The sequence below is a fragment of the Brevundimonas diminuta 3F5N genome, assembly GCF_900163625.1.
Taxonomy (GTDB): Bacteria; Pseudomonadota; Alphaproteobacteria; order Caulobacterales; family Caulobacteraceae; genus Brevundimonas; species Brevundimonas diminuta_A.
Window position 1 is genome coordinate 19,889 of sequence record NZ_FUIE01000034.1, and the last position, 17,047, is coordinate 36,935.

At 66.0% G+C, this 17,047-nt stretch carries 13 protein-coding genes; 2 read left to right on the forward strand and 11 right to left on the reverse strand.

What is annotated here, in order from left to right; translation table 11 throughout:
• Window positions 1–40 precede the first annotated feature (40 nt).
• The 9 genes from FM111_RS06130 to FM111_RS06170 form a co-directional block, all read right to left on the reverse strand.
• Complete coding sequence (locus tag FM111_RS06130) at window positions 41–1,285, reverse strand: metal-dependent hydrolase family protein (protein WP_087139996.1); 1,245 nt, start codon at window positions 1,283–1,285, stop codon at window positions 41–43.
• Window positions 1,286–1,475: 190 nt separating this feature from the next.
• Window positions 1,476–4,412 (reverse strand): TonB-dependent receptor domain-containing protein, encoded by a 2,937-nt coding sequence (locus FM111_RS06135; protein WP_179205037.1) that lies wholly within the window; start codon window positions 4,410–4,412, stop codon window positions 1,476–1,478.
• 428 nt (window positions 4,413–4,840) lie between these two features.
• On the reverse strand, window positions 4,841–5,569 hold the full coding sequence (locus FM111_RS06140) for an energy transducer TonB family protein (RefSeq protein WP_087139999.1): 729 nt from the start codon (window positions 5,567–5,569) through the stop codon (window positions 4,841–4,843).
• Window positions 5,547–6,134, reverse strand: coding sequence for a biliverdin-producing heme oxygenase (locus FM111_RS06145; RefSeq protein ID WP_218779180.1), 588 nt, complete (start codon window positions 6,132–6,134; stop codon window positions 5,547–5,549). Before FM111_RS06145 ends, FM111_RS06140 begins: the two co-directional genes overlap by 23 nt.
• A 13-nt stretch (window positions 6,135–6,147) precedes the next feature.
• On the reverse strand, window positions 6,148–9,723 hold the full coding sequence (locus FM111_RS06150) for a TonB-dependent receptor domain-containing protein (RefSeq protein WP_087140003.1): 3,576 nt from the start codon (window positions 9,721–9,723) through the stop codon (window positions 6,148–6,150).
• 100 nt (window positions 9,724–9,823) lie between these two features.
• On the reverse strand, window positions 9,824–10,762 hold the full coding sequence (locus FM111_RS06155) for a FecR family protein (protein WP_087140005.1): 939 nt from the start codon (window positions 10,760–10,762) through the stop codon (window positions 9,824–9,826).
• 68 nt (window positions 10,763–10,830) lie between these two features.
• The gene (locus FM111_RS06160; protein WP_087140007.1) at window positions 10,831–11,355 is read right to left on the reverse strand and encodes an RNA polymerase sigma factor; all 525 of its coding nucleotides are present in this window, start codon (window positions 11,353–11,355) and stop codon (window positions 10,831–10,833) included.
• Between the two features lie 85 nt (window positions 11,356–11,440).
• A complete protein-coding gene (locus tag FM111_RS06165) occupies window positions 11,441–12,193 on the reverse strand; it encodes a hypothetical protein (protein ID WP_087140009.1) in 753 nt (250 codons plus the stop codon).
• Window positions 12,190–12,471, reverse strand: coding sequence for a helix-turn-helix domain-containing protein (locus FM111_RS06170; protein WP_087140011.1), 282 nt, complete (start codon window positions 12,469–12,471; stop codon window positions 12,190–12,192). Before FM111_RS06170 ends, FM111_RS06165 begins: the two co-directional genes overlap by 4 nt.
• A gap of 79 nt (window positions 12,472–12,550) precedes the next feature.
• Here FM111_RS06170 and FM111_RS06175 point away from each other — a divergent pair, with 79 nt between their 5' ends.
• Window positions 12,551–14,620: a TonB-dependent receptor domain-containing protein gene (locus FM111_RS06175; protein ID WP_256968114.1), complete on the forward strand. Its 2,070-nt coding sequence runs from the start codon at window positions 12,551–12,553 to the stop codon at window positions 14,618–14,620.
• Between the two features lie 68 nt (window positions 14,621–14,688).
• Entirely contained in the window at window positions 14,689–15,066 is a 378-nt protein-coding gene (locus tag FM111_RS06180) for a MerC domain-containing protein (RefSeq protein WP_087140015.1), read from the forward strand.
• 121 nt (window positions 15,067–15,187) lie between these two features.
• Here FM111_RS06180 and FM111_RS06185 read toward each other — a convergent pair whose 3' ends face one another.
• Complete coding sequence (locus FM111_RS06185) at window positions 15,188–16,327, reverse strand: metallophosphoesterase (RefSeq protein WP_087140017.1); 1,140 nt, start codon at window positions 16,325–16,327, stop codon at window positions 15,188–15,190.
• Entirely contained in the window at window positions 16,324–17,007 is a 684-nt protein-coding gene (locus tag FM111_RS06190) for a FecR family protein (protein WP_256968118.1), read from the reverse strand. The genes FM111_RS06185 and FM111_RS06190 overlap by 4 nt, the downstream gene beginning before the upstream one ends.
• Window positions 17,008–17,047 lie beyond the last annotated feature (40 nt).

Genomic DNA, 17,047 nt, shown 5'->3' on the forward strand with positions numbered 1-17,047 from the left:
GCTCTCGCCGCCCCCCATCGATTGACGTCGTCTACCGACCTCAGTCGTTCCGATAGGTCACGCCGCCCTTCATGACGTATTTGACGTTCTCCAGCGTCGTCACGTCACTCAGCGGGTCGCCCGAGACAGCGATCACGTCTGCGGCGTAGCCGGGCGCCAGGCGACCGATCTCGTTCTGCAGGCGGAAGTGGGTCGCCGCGCCGACGGTGGCGGCGCGGACGGCTTCCAGTGGGGTCAGCCCCGCCTGGACCAGCAGGCCGAACTCCTTGGCGTTTTCACCATGCGGCGACACGCCGGAGTCGGTGCCAAAGGCGATCTGGATGCCGGCGCGATGGGCGCGGCGCGCCATGTCCAGCATCTGCGGACCGGCTTCCAGCGACTTCTTGCGCTGGTTCGGCGTGAAGAAGCTTTCCGGACGCGCGGCCTCGCGGGCGACGAAATCGCCGGCCAGCAGGGTCGGCACCAGCCAGCCGTTGTTGGCCTTGAAGATGCGGATGGATTCATCGTCCAGGAAGGTGCCGTGTTCGATCGAGTCGCCGCCGGCGCGCAGGAAGCTGTTGATGCCGTCCGTACCGTGGGCGTGGGCGGTCACCGTGCGGCCCATGAAGTGCGCGGTCTCGACGATGGCCTGCAGCTCCTCATTGGAGAACTGCTGGTTCAAGCCGGCGCCGGTGTCCGACAGCACGCCGCCCGTGGCCGTGATCTTGATGATATCGGCGCCCGCGCGCACGCGTTCACGCACGGAGCGACGGCAATCGTCGGCGCCCGAGCAGACGCCGTTCTGGCGCAACACGGGGACCAGGGCGCTGCTCACGCCGTTGGCGTCGCCGTGGCCGCCGTGCGGCGTCACCGTGCCGGCCGAGACCAGCAGGCGCGGGCCGGGAATCTTGCCCGCCGCGATCCCGTTGCGCAGGGCCACGACGGCGTCGCTGGCGCCGCCCAGGTCGGCGACGGTGGTGAAGCCGGCGCGCAGCGTCACGAGGGCGTAGGCCGCGCCCTGAACGGCGGAGTCGGCGGCGGTGTTGGTGAAGCGAGCGACGCGGTTGCCCTCGCCCTGCTGGTTGGTGATGTGGACGTGGCTGTCGATCAGGCCTGGCAGCACGAACTTGTCCGACAGATCGACCACGTCGCCTTGGCCGACGAAGCCGTTGACGATCTCGCGCACGCGACCGTTCTCGATCACCAGGGTCTGGTTCTGGGTCACGCGGCCAGTGGCCGGATCAGCCAGCAGACGCCCGGCGTGAATGTAGGAGACGGTCGGAGCGGCGGCGGCCTGTTGCGCCATGGCCGGGGTTGAAGCGAGAAGAGCGGCCGCAAGGCCGACGACCCATGATTTTTTAGATGACAACTGCACTGTCCTCCTCCACGCGGCGAGAGGTCGCCGCCCCATTTGAAATACTACCGGCGCGAGGCCGGGATCAGGTGCGGCAGGACGGTCGCCCCGCCGCTGTGACTTCAGACCTCCTTGCGGAGCTCTAGAAGGTCTTGGTGACCGCGACCGTGTAATAGCGGCCGATGGTGTCGTAGTTCTGCGCATCGTAGGTGCCGCGGACATCCCCCACCTGCGGCGGCGCTTCATTGAACAGGTTGGTCACGGTGAAGCGCAAGGACGTGTCGTAAGGCAACGTCACCCGCGCGTTCAGATCGAACACGTCATAGGCGTCCACGCCGCGCGCGGTGCTGGTCGGCGAGGTCACACGGGCGCTGTTGATCATCTCCGACATGTGGCGCCAGCGCAGGCCGACGTTCCAGCTTTCGCGCGAATAGGTGACGCTGGTCGACGCCTTCCATTCAGGGTGCGCCTGGCCGGCGTTGGCCTCGATCGCCGTGCCCCAGGTGCCGGCGTAATCATAGGTCGGCGCGCCCGGCAGAGCCTGAATCTCGAAGCTGTTCAGATAGCTGATCGCCGAGCTGATGCTGAGCTGCCCCTCGTCCGGCAGGCCGACATCGCCCAGGTGCAGGCGCCAGTCCAGCTGCAGATCGACGCCGGTGACATTGAACTGGCCCAGGTTCAGCAGAGGCTGACGCGGGTTGATCATATAGCCGTCGTTGGTCCCGCGATCCTGCAGGGTGCAGTAGTAGTTGTTCGGATCGAACGTCGGGTTATTGCCCCCGTCGTTGAAGCAGTAGCGGATGCCGTTGCCGACGCCCAGGACGCCGACCGCGTCAGCCACCTTGATCTGATACCAGTCGATGGAGGCGCTTATGTTGCTCAGCCACGGCGACTGGAAGGTCGACTGCAGCACCGTGCCGAACGAATAGGTGTCGGCCGTTTCCTCCTCCAGGTCGGGGTTGCCGCCGGTCAGGGCGAACACCTGGGCGGCGCCGAACTGGAAATCGTTGATCAGGGCCGAAGGCACGCCCAGCGAGACGCACAGCGCCTTGACCTTTTCGGCGTCGGGGCCGTTGCGGAACGAACTGCGGTAGTCGCAGGGGTCGCCGTTGGTGTTGCTGGCGGAGGGGGTGCCGATATCGACCGTCGCCGAAGAGACGGGGGAATACAGCTCGCCCACGCTGGGGGCGCGAACGGCGCGGTTGTAGCCGCCGCGCAGGCGCACCACGTCGTTCACCTGCCAGTTCAGGTCAGCCTTATAGGCATGGACGCCGCCGACCGAGCTGTAGTCGGAGAAGCGGTAGCCCAGGTCCATCTCCAGCGACTTGACGAACGGCAGGTCACGCAGCAGCGGCACCAGGAACTCGGCGAAGACCTCGGTCGTATCGACATCGCCGGACGAGGCCCGCAACTCGCTGTAGCCCAGGATGTCGCTGGTGCCGTCGGGCTGGTCCAGGGCGCCGTCGGGACGGAAGTCGAAGTGGTTGTAGCGATAGCCCAGGCCGGCGGCGAAGCGAACCTCGCCCGCCGGAAGGTTGAACAGCCCGCCCTGCATCGACGCCTCGGCCATACGCTGGGTCAGCTCATTGGTGTTGGTGGTGCTGCGCCGCACATAGTCCACGCACTCGGCTGAGGGATCGTGGTTGCCGAAGGGGTTGAAGCCGCCGGCGCAGAATTCCGACCCGCCGGTGGGGCTGTAGAGCAGGCGCGTGATGGCCGAGCGGCTGACGCCCCCGGTCTGGACGTTGTCAAAGTCGGCCTTGGATGCGCTGGCGTAGGCTTCCCAGGTCCAGTCCTTATAGCCGACCTGACCCGACAGGCCGCCGATGAACTGATAGACGTTATAGGCGTAGGACTGCAGGCGCTCGCCCGCGAAATCAAGATCCTTCCACAGCGCGAAATCCGCCGTGGGGTTCGGCCGGGAGGCCAGGATGTGGGCGAAGTCGGCCCCGATGTAGGGGTTGGTCACCGGCGCCGACAGGGCATAGGCTAGGCCCGCCAGCGTCGGGTTGAAGGTGCCCTCAGATTCATAACTGGTCAGCGAACCTTGCAGGAAGAAGTCGATCTCGGGCGTGACCTGATAATCGACGCGGCTGAACAGCGAATAGCGTTCGTTCTCGTTCTGGATACGCCCACGGTTCCAGCCCCACAGCATGTTGGTGCCTGCGGCGTTCAGGAAGTGGTTGTCGGTTTCGGGATCCTTCAGGTTCATCACGGGCGAGGCGCCGCCCAGGTTGAACAGGGTCTGGTCGCCGGTGTTGAAGCCGATCTGGCCGTTGTAGAAATTACCCGCTCCCAGCACGGGATTGACGCCGTACTGACCCACGAAGACGTCGTTCACGGCGCTCAGCGTCGGTCGGTTGCTGCCGAACCAGGCCGCCCCCTGGGAGATGATGGCCGTGTTGGACTGGCGGTTGCGCACAAAATAGTAGTCGCGCTTGGACTGATAGGCCACGTCGCGCATGGAGTAGTCGAGCGAGATCACCGCCCGGCCGCGCCCCTCGGCGAAGGCGTCGCCCGCCGTGATCGACGTGCGGAAGGTCTCGCCGTCGCCGTAGTCGCTGATGCCGTACTGCGACGCGACGGTCACGCCGCTGAAGTTGCGCTTCAGGATGAAGTTGACCACGCCCGCAGTGGCGTCCGAACCATAGGCGGTCGAGGCGCCGCCGGTGATGACCTCGACATTGCCGATCAGAGCTTCGGGGATGATGTTCAGGTCAACCGAACCGTCGGGATTGGACGGCTGAAGACGCTTGCCGTCCAACAACAGCAGGGTGCGCTTGGAGCCCAGGCCGCGCAGGCTTGCGTAGGCTTGGCCTCCGTTTAGCGAAGTGGAGGACGATCCGGCCGTGCTCTGCCCCATGGCGCCCGAGAACTGGGGCATCTGCGTCAGGGCCTTTTCGACCGTGACCTGCCCGGTGTTCTCGATGGCTTCGGTCGTCACGGAGACAAGCGGGCTATTGGAAACGTAGTCGCGGCGGGCGATGCGCGAGCCCGTGACGACGATTTCACTGACTTCGACGGCGGCGCCCGGATCTTCGGACGCCTCCTGAGCGACGGCGACATTCGCCGCGCTCATCAGGGCTACTGATGCGCACCCGCCAGCCAGCAGGACACGATACATCGCGGGGCGACGGCCCCGAGAACCACTAGAAAACATGAAATCCCCTCTATTGCTGACGTTTCTTCCACCAGCGCCCCTCAGCGCAGGCTGATCCCCAAAAATCGCCCCCTTTTCGCCACTTTATTTTAAGCGAAAAATTTCGCCACTCGACCGGCGTTGTTATTTAAAATTCGAAATTATTTTCGAAATTACGCGCCGATTGCAAAATCTTTCCTCTCTTCAGGACAGCTACGGTGATGTTTTGAGGGAGAACTCAATTCGGCGCGCCGGTCGAGACGGCAGGATCGACGCCCGATGAAGCAGAGCATCGCTAACCCAAGGATTCTGGCCGTCGCTAGAAATTGGTCGACCCGACCGCTCTGCTACCGCACGACGAGCAAGCCTCACCGGCTCCGCAGGAAGAACTCGACCGGCACGGACAGGCTGACGGGATCGCCGGGGATTTCCGGCGGCGGCTTGGGCAAGGGTTGCGCCCGGCGGAGCAAGGCCACGGCCTCGCGATCCAGCGCCGCGTGGCCGGAACTACGCTCCAGCACCGCCGACAGGACTCGTCCTTCACGGGTCATGGTGAAGCGGACATGGACCACGCCCTCGCGGCGCTGCGCGCGCGCCTCGACCGGATAGCGCTTGCGTCGCTCAAGATGGGCCAGCAGCGTTCCTTCCCACGTCTGCGCCGAAGCAGCGACGGCCGCCGGAGGCGCAGGACGTGCAGGCGGCGCGGTCGTCGCCGGCGCAGGAGGCGCGGCTGAAACCGCCGGTGTCGGCGCAGGCTCTACCGCCAGCGGCAAGGTCTCCACGTTCGCGGGCGCGACCGCCTGCAGGCGAGGCTGGATCGGCGGTTTGGGCTGAGCGGGCGCGGCGGCCGCCTCGGTCTGTTGCGGACCAGGCGGCTGTTCCGACGGCGGCCTGGGCGGCGCCTGCATGCGCACCAGTTCGACCTCGAAGGCTTGATCGGGGATATGAACCATCTCGGGATGAGCAGCCCAGAAGCCGCCCGCGATAGCCAGGGGCGCCGCATGCAGGAGCAACGACGCCGCCACCCCGCGCCCCCAGGCGCTGCGTTGGCGGCGCGGCCGCCGGGCCTGCGGCTCAACCAAGACGGTCGTCGACATGCCGCTGCATCCGAGTGAAGGCCGCTACGGCCCCGTCAACCACGCGGCCCTCCTCCTCCAAGGTCAGGTCCGCCGCGTCCAGAGCCGCGGTAAAGCGCCGCCAGTGACCGGCCGGGCCTTCCTCCGTCGGAGCCAGGTGACGAGCCCCCCGTTCGTCGGACAACCCGAGCTTCGCCGCTTGCTTGCGCAGCAGTGCAGCGCCGAGGTTCGAACCCTCAGCCACATAGAGCCACCCCAGGGCGCTCGGCGTATCGATCGCTCCGTCCTTGCTGAATACAGGAACAGCTGACGCAACGGGATCTTCAAGACCCAGGTCGGCCAGGTCAGTGCGGATCAGCATCAGCCGACGTCGCTCGACCAGTCCCGGCAACAGGGCCTGGAGCGCCGCATCCTCATAGAGGGCTCCGATATCGTGGTGGAACAGGGCCTGGGCCGCCACGAACCGGCCATAGGCGGACAAGGTCTCGAAAGACGCCGCCGCCATGACCGACTGGTCCAGACGATCATGGGCGGAAGCCGTGTGCGCCTTGAGACGGCGCGCGCGCGAGGGATCGATTTGGATCATCGTCATCTCCGCCTCAGAATCGGAAGTTCAGGCCGATACGGACGGCGTGCAGATCTAGGTCGCTGGATGCGCGCCGCCGCTCCTCTACCGACGAAGTGCCGACATGCTGGACCGTTTCGTAGACCGGCCGTTCGCGCGGCCTGCAGAACGAGGCGTCGATGTCGCACAGCCAGGCCATGCTGGGATCCTTCGACGGGTCATAGATTTCGACGCCGATCTGACGCTGGCTGGTGTAGTCCGCGCCGGTACCGGCTCTCGCTCTGGCGAAGTCGATGTCCTGCTTGCCGAAGCGGCTGTAGTTGTATTCCGCACGGAGCGACCAGCGGTCGCTAAGGGCGTATTCCGCGCCCGCTCCAACCGAGACGCCCTTGCGCGTCACCGAGGCGCGCTCGACGAAGAAGACGCTGGTCTCGCTGCCCAGCGGCGCCGAAACATGGCCCGAGTTGGAGATGTACTGATCGCGCGACTGGGTCTCGTGCGCCAGCGCCAGACCGCCCGCGCCATAGGCCATGAGGCGGTCGCTGAAAGCGTAGCCCAATCGGCCGCGCACGCCCGCCGTCCAGCTGACGTCGAAAGCCCGATCGGCTTCCAGATAGCCCTTCTCGGCCATGCCCGGGTCAAGCGACAGGGTCTTTACCCGATCACGCAGATAGGTGCGGCTCCAGTCAGCCTCGACGCCGACCACCCACCGGTTCGACAACTGGCGATTATAGCCCGCCTGCAGCCCCATCAGACCGCTGGCCGCGTTCCATTCCGCCGCCTCGCGCTCCGCATTGGGATTGACCGCTCCGTTCAGCGTGGTCGCATTTCCTGACGAGGACGCATACTGACCGCCGCCGTGCGCCCCGGCATAGAAGCCGGTCCAGTCCCGCGTGACCTCGCCGGACTCCAGGCTGAAGGGCGCCAGCCAGGCGATCGGCCGATCTCCGCCGAACTGCTGGGTCAGGCTGAACGAAACCGTGCGCCCAGGCCCCGGCTGCGTCACCAGCCCCAGCGGGTCCATGTAGTAGCGATCGAACAGGTTCTCGACGCGCAGGCTGGCCGTCAGCCGGTCCGTGACCCGATAGTCGGCGAACAGATCAGTCAGCGTATAGGGCTTCCAGTCCACCAGGGCGACGAACTGGCCGGCTCCCTGGGCCGTCACGTCGCCGTGGCCGATGGCGCGCGGGCCGGTATGCTGCACCCGTCCGCCGACGGTCAGCCGCTCCTGCATCAGCGTCTGCGACAGCCCCAGCTCGAGGGTGTACTCCGGCGGGACGTGATTGGTGGCGTAGTCGCCGTAAAGCGACTTCTGACCGCAGGTGTCGGCCGTGCGGCAATAGGCGATGTCGAGATAGTAGTTGGCGCCGAAGTCCGCCGTCAGGCCGCCGATCTCATAGCGGCCGTTGAACTCCACCCCTTCGAACCGGGCCTGATGGATGTTCTCGATGTTCAGGGCGATCATCGGCTCGGTGCGGACATTGCGCGCGATATAGTCGTCCACGACCCAGTTGAAGTAACCCAGCTTGAACTGGGCGCGATCGCCCTGAGCCAGAAGATCATTGCGGACCAGGTTGGCGCCCAGTTCCCAGTTCTTCGACCGCTCGGGCTGAATTTGCCTGTTGGCCACAAAGCTGTTGAAGGCCGAAATGGTCTCGGTCAGGGCCGGAGCGCGCAGAGTGCTGGAATAGTTGAGGTAGATCTGGGCGCCATCCGTCGGCCTCAGGATCAGGCCCAGAGAGGGACTGAAGCCGCCGTCGTCAGTGCGGATATCCTGCTTCTCGGGCGTATTCTGAAACACCTCATAGGGATCATAGCGGTCCTCGGACCAGTAATGAGTGTAACGCAGCCCGCCGTTGAGCGTCAGCCAGTCGCGCGGCGTATAGGCGCCCTTGGCGAAGCCCGCGACCTCATGCCGGAAACCGTCGCGGGGCGTGTTCCACCCTTCCAGAACGGCGGTGTGGCGGCTGCCGCGCGTGTCTTCGCCGCGATAGGACAGACCATAGGTCAGCTCCAGATCACCGCTATCGAGGAAGAAGCGCGAGCGGTTGCTGACATCCACGCCCCACAGGTCGCTGTCGGAACCGACCCGGAAGTTCTCGGCCAGGCCCAGGCTCTTGGGCGTCGCCATCCGCCCGCCGCGGATCGGATTGCGAAGCTCCAGGTGGGACCAGTAGGCGTTGGCCTTCAAGTCGATCAGGTCACTGTCGGACGGCGCCCATAGATATCGGGCCGTGTAGGAGTCCAGCCGCGTGCCGGCGGTGTCCGCCTGCTGCAGCGCCTGCCCCTCCCGGCTGGTCTGGCGCGAGGCCAGGCGATCGCCCGCCTCGCTGCGATAAGCGTTATAGCCCAGCTGCACCGTCTGACCGTCGCCGAACCGAGCTGTCGCCTTGGCCAGCCAAGACTCGGTCCGCAACTGACTGTTCAGCACCTCCTCGCCTGCACGATAGTTGGCGAGACCAGCGTTGATCATGGTGTTCGGCTGAACGCCGCTCCAGATCTTGGTGTCTCCGATGTTCAGGGGACGCGCGACCGGGCCGTGCTCGCCCGCATGGAAATTGCCCTGTTCGCGATAGGTGTAGCCAGCCAGCAGATCGATCGCATCGCCCGAAAAGGCCGCCACCACGCTGGCCCAACCGCTCGTCGGCTCCAGGGTGCCAGGACGGCCCATACCCGTCTCGGACGGGTCTGCCTTTCCAACCACCGAGCGATAGACATAGCCGCTGCGGTCCCCAGCCGTCGGGTCCGAGGTGTTTCCGCGCAGACCGCCGCGCACCCGTAGGCCCCAGGTCTCACCCTCACGCACGATGTCGCCCGCGTCCAGGGTGCGGATGGCGACCGATCCGGCGTTGCCGAACGCCGCTGCGTCAGCGCCCTTGGTCACATCGACGCCGGCGATGAAGTCAGGATCGATGAAGGTTCGGTTCGAGACGCCCTGATAACCCTGATAGACGGTGACCGCATTCTCGGCGCCGTCGATCTTGGTCGTCACCCGGCCAAAACCCTGCAGACCCCGGATGTTCAGGTCGATGGCCCCCGCCCCGTTGCGGGCCTCGCCCGACAGGACGCCAGGCGTGCCGCGGAACACGTCCGCCGGGCTCGACCCGCGATAGCGTTCGATGCGGTCCGCGCCGATATGCGCGACCGGCGCCGGTTCGCTGTAGATCGCATCGTCATTCAGACCCGCGCCCGTTCCAGCAACGCCGGTCGAGGTCGTCGCCCCCTCCACCCGCACGGCGCCGAGCTGGATCACGCTCTCGCCTCCTGCGCGCTGCGGCGCCGGCTCCAGTCGCGCGGTCCCCGCTCCCATGAAGCGATAGGTCAGACCGCTGCCGACCAGAATGCGCGACAAGCCTTCCGAAGACGACATCCGCCCGACCGCTCCGGGCGAACGCACGTCAGGCATGGCCGCGCCATAGACCAGGTTCACGCCTGTCGCCCGGCTATAGGCCGCCAGGGCGGCGCCCAGAGGCTGGGGCTGAATGTCGAACGCCGTATCCTGCGTCTGCGCCCAGGCCGGCGCGCCCGACACGCCAATCGCGCCCAGTGCGGTGGTGCCCATCAAGACGGCCATCATCAAAGCCCGGCCGTCGCCCAATCTCGTCTTCATACGCCCTCACGCGGGATAAAATCGGCAGGCCCTTGGCGCCCGCCCTCGCTGAGGAAGACGAAGGCGCCCATCGCGCGTCAGGTGCAAATGAGATTTATTTTCAATTACTGGTCACAATCGTTAGCAGCGTCCCGCCGCGTCGAATGCGCATAGGCGCCGCCTGCGCCAGTCGCTCCAGGGCCCACGCGGCCTGGGCTGTCTGGGTGATCAGGGTGACCGGCCGCGCCGCCAGAGCGTCGTCCCAGATCAGGGTGCGCCCCCCGGTCCACCGATCAAGCGCCGCCGCGACACGTCGCAACGGCTCATTGACGAAGACCAGACGCCCGTCGCGCCAGGCCAGACTCTCTTCTGACAGCAGGCGTGGCCGCTGCAGCCCGGCGCGCCCATAGGAAAGACCATAGCCCTCCTGCACGGTCGCCGCAGCGTGCCCCACCCCGACCCGCGCCGTCTTCGCCGTCACCGCGACGCGCGCGCCGTCCGCCTCCATCGCTGCGGCGAAAGCCCCCTCGCCCGCCGCGATCCAACCGCCCGCCGCTTCCACGACGAAAGGACGAATGTCCGCCATAGCCGGCTGGAACCATGCTTCGCCGCCTAGCAGGCGCAGGCGGCGTCGTCCGGCGCTGAAGTCAACGTCGATCGCCGTGGCGGTCGAAAGTTCGACACTCGATCCATCCGCCAGGGTGACGCGCGCCGTCTCGCCCGGCCGCGTCGCATAGTCGGCGAAGGGGTGCGGCCCCAGGGCCAGACGGCCACAGACAAGGGCCACAGCCGCCGTCCCGCCGAGGCCGACCGCGCCACGCAGCAACGTCCGCCGATCCATCGCCGGCTTGGAGTCGGCCAGACTGGGCAGGTGGGCTGACGCGCCCCACAGGCGTTGCAGACGTTCATAGGCGCGGGCATGGCGTGGATCAGCGTCGCGCCATGCTTCAAAACTCGCATGAAGGCTGGAATCGGCCGGGTCGTCGTGCAGACGCACGAACCAGGCGATCGCCGCCTCCACGACCGGGTCCGCCTGGGCCTGGCTTCGCCTTGCGCTCACATCTGTCTCTTATGATCCGCGCGCCAATCCAGGCGCTCCCTGTGTAGGACGAAAGACCGCGTTCCTTGTCAGGTCTCTGCGTCGAAATCCGTATCCGCCGCCAATTGGAGCGCCAGAAGCGCCCGCCCCATGTGTTCGTGTACGGTCTGACGCGACACACCCAACCGACGACCGATCTCGGCGAAGGACTGACCTTCGATCCGCGACAGGCGGAAGACCTCACGTGGGCGGGCCGGCATTGCGGCGATGATGCGGTCCATGCGCGCCAGCTCAATCCGGGTGATCAGCACGCGTTCGGGATTGGGTCGAGGATCAACCACCGAGAGCAGGGCGTCATCGCCATCGATCGGCGGCCGCGCTGCATGGCGCCGCCTATGGTCCACAATCAGATTGCAGGCGATGCGGAACAAATAGGCCCGGACGTTGACGATGGCCGCCCCTTCGCTCGGCGCGGCTGACGCCATGCGCAGCCAGCTGTCCTGCGCGATATCCTCACCATCCTCACGATGGCCAACCCGGCTGCGGACTAGGCCCCTCAGACGCCGGTCTGTCTCTCCGATCTCATCTTCGGACAGAGGAATGGGCGACGACATGGCGCAGGTCCGACAGTGACGGGGAGAAACGCCTAACTTAATTGATAACGATTCTCAATAATGAAAATAACCATGCAAGGACGCGTCAATTTATCGGCTCGCAAGCGATGACATAGTCCGCGCCGTGCCGGAGGCCGCATCGCTCGTCGCAAAGCGCGAGGGCCCGTCGCCGCATCTCCTCGACAGTCTCGCGCAGCCGCAACGCCAGCGACTGATCAGCCACAAAAGGCAACCGTCGCAACGTCATATCCAACTGCCCGTTCACCCACTTCGCCTTGTATCGATTAGGAAAGCGACGGGCCGAGAGCACCCTGAATCCAGCGCCGGCGAGCGCGTTCAACATCCACTCCGCCGGATACTCCCGATAGGGCGTTTCGTTCGCCAGCATCAGCACGGCGTCCCGCAGCCTGCCGATCTCCCGCACCATCCTGGCCTCGTCCGTATCGGCGGGCCCGACGACGTAGGGATCAAGTCCGACGACATAGAGCCGTCGTCCCGTGAGAGGCCTCAATCGGCGCACCAGCAATTGCTGGAAATAGGGCGCGAACCCTTCCACGGCGCCGATCAGGTAATCGGCCAAAACTGTGTCGTGGACCTCGCCCGCCAACAAGGTCTCGTCGGTCCAGTTGCCGAGCAACAGCCTGTCTTGCGTCCGAAAACGCGCGCCGACCGAGGCGCGCACCTGGTCTGCATGGCCGGCTGCGGCGGTCACGCCGGTCCAGGCCTCCGTGGTCAGGTCCGTGCTCCAGAGGCTCGAGTTGACGCCTGTTCCGGCGTCCAGGAACCGTCCCCAGGGGATGTCTCCCTGCAAGGCCTCGACGTGATCGAACAGGCTCATTGCGCCTCGACCTGGGCAGCGCGAAGAGTCGCTCGACGAACCAGCCTCACGTCAAGATCATGGCCCATGGCGTCCGCCAGGCGCACCGCCGCCTTCAGGGTCATGCGCTCCCGATCCCTCAGCCACAGGCAGACCTGCCCCCGCGGGACGCCAAGCCTTCTCGCCAGATCGGACTGGCTGAGACCGTTGGCTCGACACGTCTCGAAAACGCGTCCGATCATTCGCCAGACCTCGAACTGCACCCGCTCGGCCTCTGCCGCCGCGCCCTCACCCCTCATTTCCAATCTCCGCTCAAGCTCGCTTGATGAATGTTATGATATAACATAATAGCGACTCTCTTCATGAATGGGGAGCGTCATGCACTCAAGATCGATCCTGCTCGCGGCCGCGAGTTTTTCAGTAATTTCGACAGCGGCCTGGGCGGACGCCCTGCCCCAGTCCGGTCCGGCGACGACACGTCTGGAGGACGTCGTGGTGACCGCCGACGCCCTGGGCCGGTCCGGCAAGGAGGTGGTGTCCAATGTGGCGGTGCTGCGCGGCGACGAACTGGTCCAGCGGCGGCAATCGACCCTGGGCGAGACGCTGACCGGCCTGCCGGGCGTCAACTCCGACACCTTCGGCGGCGGAGCCAGCCGACCGGTGATCCGCGGCCAGACCGCGCCCAGGGTCAAGGTCCTCAGCGACGGTTCAGCCCTGATGGACGCCTCTGAAGTGTCGCCCGATCACGCGGTGTCCGGCGAGCCCCTGCTGCTGGAAGGCGTCGAGATCCTGCGCGGGCCGTCCGCCCTGCTTTACGGCGGCGGCGCGATCGGCGGCGCGGTCAACCTGATCGACAAGAAGATCCCGACACGCATTCCTGAGAACGGCGGCGAGGGAGTCGCCGAGTTCCGCCTGGGCACGGCGGACAATGAAGAGGCGGGCGTGGTCGGCCTGACCGCCGGCGCGGGATCGTTCGCCATACGCGTCGAGGCCGCCGGCCGCCGCACCGACGACTATGAGGTTCCGAACTTCGACGAAGCCGCTCTGGACGGATCGTTCAACCGCAGTTCGACAGCGACGCTCGGTCTGTCATGGATCGGTTCGCGCGGCTATCTGGGCGCCGCCTATACCGAACAGCGCAGCGAATACGGCCTGCCGGGGCACAGCCATGAGTATGAGTCCTGCCACCCCCACGGCTCCAGTCTGCATTGCGGCGGGCACGACCACGGCGATGACGACCATGACCACGATCATGATCACGACCACGATCATGACCATGTCCCGATCGTCGACCTGATCAGCAAGCGCGTGGACGTGCGCGGCGAGATCGAGGATCCGTTCGCCGGGATCGAGCGCATCCGCTTCCGCGGCGGCTTCACCGACTACCGCCACGACGAGATCGACGACGGCGAGATCGCCACCACCTTCACCAACGAAGGCTATGACGCCCGCGTCGAGGTGCAGCACGCCGCCATCGGCGAAGTGCGCGGCGTGATCGGCGCCCAGACCTCGCGCAGCGACTTCGCCGCCGTGGGCGCCGAGTCCTTCATCCCCGAGAGCCGGACCGAGAACCACGCCCTGTTCCTGGTCGAGGAATATGTCGCCGGCGACTGGCGTTTCGAAGGCGCCCTGCGGCAGGAATGGCAGGACGCCCGTGCGCGCGGACGGCCCGACGCTGAACACAAGCCCTTCTCCATCTCCGGCGCGGCCAGTTGGACCTTCACGCCGGGCTATGTCGCCAGCATGACCCTGGCCCGGTCGCAGCGTGCGCCGACAGCGCAGGAGCTGTATGCGCGCGGCGTCCACCTGGCCACCAACACCTATGAGATCGGCGATCCCAATCTGGATGTCGAGACGGCCGTCTCGATCGAGCTGGGCCTGAAGAAGACGGAGGGCGACACCACCTTCGCCGCCAGCCTGTATCACTATGACTACGACGGCTACGTCTATGCGCGGACCCTGGATCAGTTCGAGGACTTCCGCCTGATCCGCTACAGCCAGGACGACGCCAGCTTCACCGGGATCGAAGGCCAGGTCACTCACGACTTCCGGCCCGGCCTGTCGGCCACGGTGTTCGGCGACTACGTCCGCGCCGAGCTGAAGGGCGACGGCGGCGACCTGCCGCGCATTCCAGCCGGCCGCCTGGGGGCGCGCGGCGACTTCTATCAGGGTGCCTGGTCCGGCAATCTGGAATACGTCCACGTCTTCGAGCAAGATCGCATCGCCGCCTTCGAGCGCAAGACACCCAGCTACGACATGGTCAACGCCACCTTGGCGTATGACGTGCCGCTGAGCGGTCTGGGCCTGGGCGACAACCTTGACGGCCAGATCTTCCTGCGCGGGACCAACCTGCTGGACGAGAAGGCGCTGAACCACGCCTCCTTCATCAGCCACCTGGCGCCCCTGCGCGGCCGTAACCTCGTCCTGGGCTTCCGCACCCGCTTCTGACTCTTCCTCCCCCTCCCCCCGGTCGCGACGTCCCCCGGCGTCGCGACCGACGTCTTGAAAGAATCGCCATGACTGCTCGTGTCCAGACCTGGGGCGACGCCGCCGCCATCGGCCTGTCCTGCCTCTGCATGGTCCACTGCCTGGCCCTGCCCTTGATCGCGGGACTGCTGCCGGTGCTGGGGCTATTCGCCGAGGCCCCCTGGGTGCACTGGGCTTTCGCCCTGACCTCAGCGCCTATCGCCGCCTGGACGTTGACCCGTCCAACGCCGAACGGCCGCCGGGCCTGGGGACTGATCGGTCTGGGCGCCCTCGGCGTCACCCTGCTGTTCCTGGCCGCCGCCGAGTGGCCGTCGCACGAGATGGAGACGCAGATCACCATCGCCGGCGGCCTTCTGCTGAGCGTCGCCCACCTGATGAACTGGCGGCGCCGGCCGCACGTCCACTAGCCTGTCGGACCCCAGATGAATTACGCAAACGCGCCCGCCTAGCGTTCGCAGCCTCCCATGCGGTCATGCTTGGCGACGGCGGCAACCAGTTGGATCGCCGCCCTGGCGACTCTCTGGGCGATCAGTCTTCGAGGTCCAATGGTAGTCTTTCGCCCTGGGCCGTCGCACGAAACCAGACGCCATCTAGACGCAGCGCGCCTTCGAGGATCGGCTGTCCGGTAGCTTCGTCTTCGTGAGGATAGACCTGCACAGCGATGACCTTGCCGTCATATAGCGCCGAAACACGCTCAACCACGGTATGGCCGACCAGGATGCGAGAGACGTCGAAGCGGTCGAAAGACGCCGTGACAGCAGCATCTGTCGCGGTCGGCGAGCTCTCACGCATCGGAAAGTAGCCGCGGTACCAGAGCGGCCCATTCTCACCGAGAACAAGCGCTTCCAGAGATCCGTCCAGCGGCTTCACCGCATAGGGGACGTCCAGGAAACGCCGGACGATCGCGTTCACGGCGTCGAGGTCAAGGCTGGACTCGGTGAGATGGGGTGACACGCCCCCATGCACGATCAAGAGATCGCCGAGCTTCAGCATCGCGGGATGGGACCGCAGCCAGACGCCGAGCACCGTGTCCGGCCCCAGCAACTGCGCATAGTCGGTCACGCCGAGACGGCTCGCGACTTCAGGATAGCGCGGATTGAGGTAGCGCCGGTCGCCGCGCAGCACGAGCGCCTCGTGATTGCCGATCAGCACATGAAGACGGCCGCCTGCGGCGCGCGCCTCAGCTTCAAGTTTGTACAGCAGCCACAGGATTTCGATCTGATGCGCGCCGCGATCCAGCATATCCCCGGCGACTGCAAGATGGCCGTTCCCGAAAGTCCAGCGAAGCTGCGCGTCGATGACGCCCTGCGCCTTGAGGAAGGCGACAAGGATGGCGTATTCGCCATGGGTGTCCGCCAGAACCAGAAGCGGCGTTCCGGACGCCAGCGGTTCAATCGACGCCGCAACCTCTGGCGGAGGCCGCAAGGCGACCTCGAAGGCGGGTGCAGAGCCTGCGGCGGATACCGTGACCACGCCCGCCGCAACGTCGATCCGGCGGACGTCGCCGTCCTTCCTCACCGAATCCGCCCGCCAACCGTCCGGCAGGATCGAAACATAGGGGCCATCAGCCTCGACAGGCTGAACGTCCTGCGCCGCCGTTGACCCGGCCTCGCCCAGCAGCCCGACCGCGAGCAAGAAGGCCGCCGAACAGGTCGCGCAGAACGTCATGACGCCTGGCGAAGCCGAATTTCGCCGTCCGGCGTCGTTTCAGCCACAACAGGAAAGACATCGGTCACGGCATGCACGAAGCCGTCGATATCGGACGTTCTGAAATAGCCGCCTAGCTTCAACGACGCTGTCGCTTCATCCATCAGGACGATCTTCTGCACATTGTAGCGGTTGAACTCGGCGCTGGCCTCGGCGAGGGACTGGCCATCAAGCGCGATCGCGCCTTGTCGCCAGGCCAGACGCCGGTCCACCTCGCCCAAGCCAACCGTACGCACGTGCGCCTGTCCATCGTTCAGAACCGCAGTCTGAGCGCGCGTCAGGCTCGCCACCTCGCGGCCCGCAGGGTTCATCGCGGAGACCTTGCCTTGATGCACGATGATCGATGCGTCGTCTCCCGGCATGAGCCTCACGGCGAGTTCAGCACCCCGCGCTGCAAGGCGTCCGTCGGGCGTCACAATGATGAAAGGCCGGCGATCGGCTGCGACCTCGAACATCGCCTCTCCACGAACCAGTTCGACTTCGCGCTGTCCCCGGCGGTAGCGCACGACGACCTTCGAGTTGGTGTTGAGCTCCATGCGTGTTCTGTCCGGCAAGACGACGACGCGACGTTCCCCGAGCGCCGTGGCGTAGGCGGGCGATGTTAATGTCGACACCGCCAGCGTCCCGACCAGACCGACCATCAGGACGAATCCTGCTGCAACGGCCCACGGCCTTCGCCAT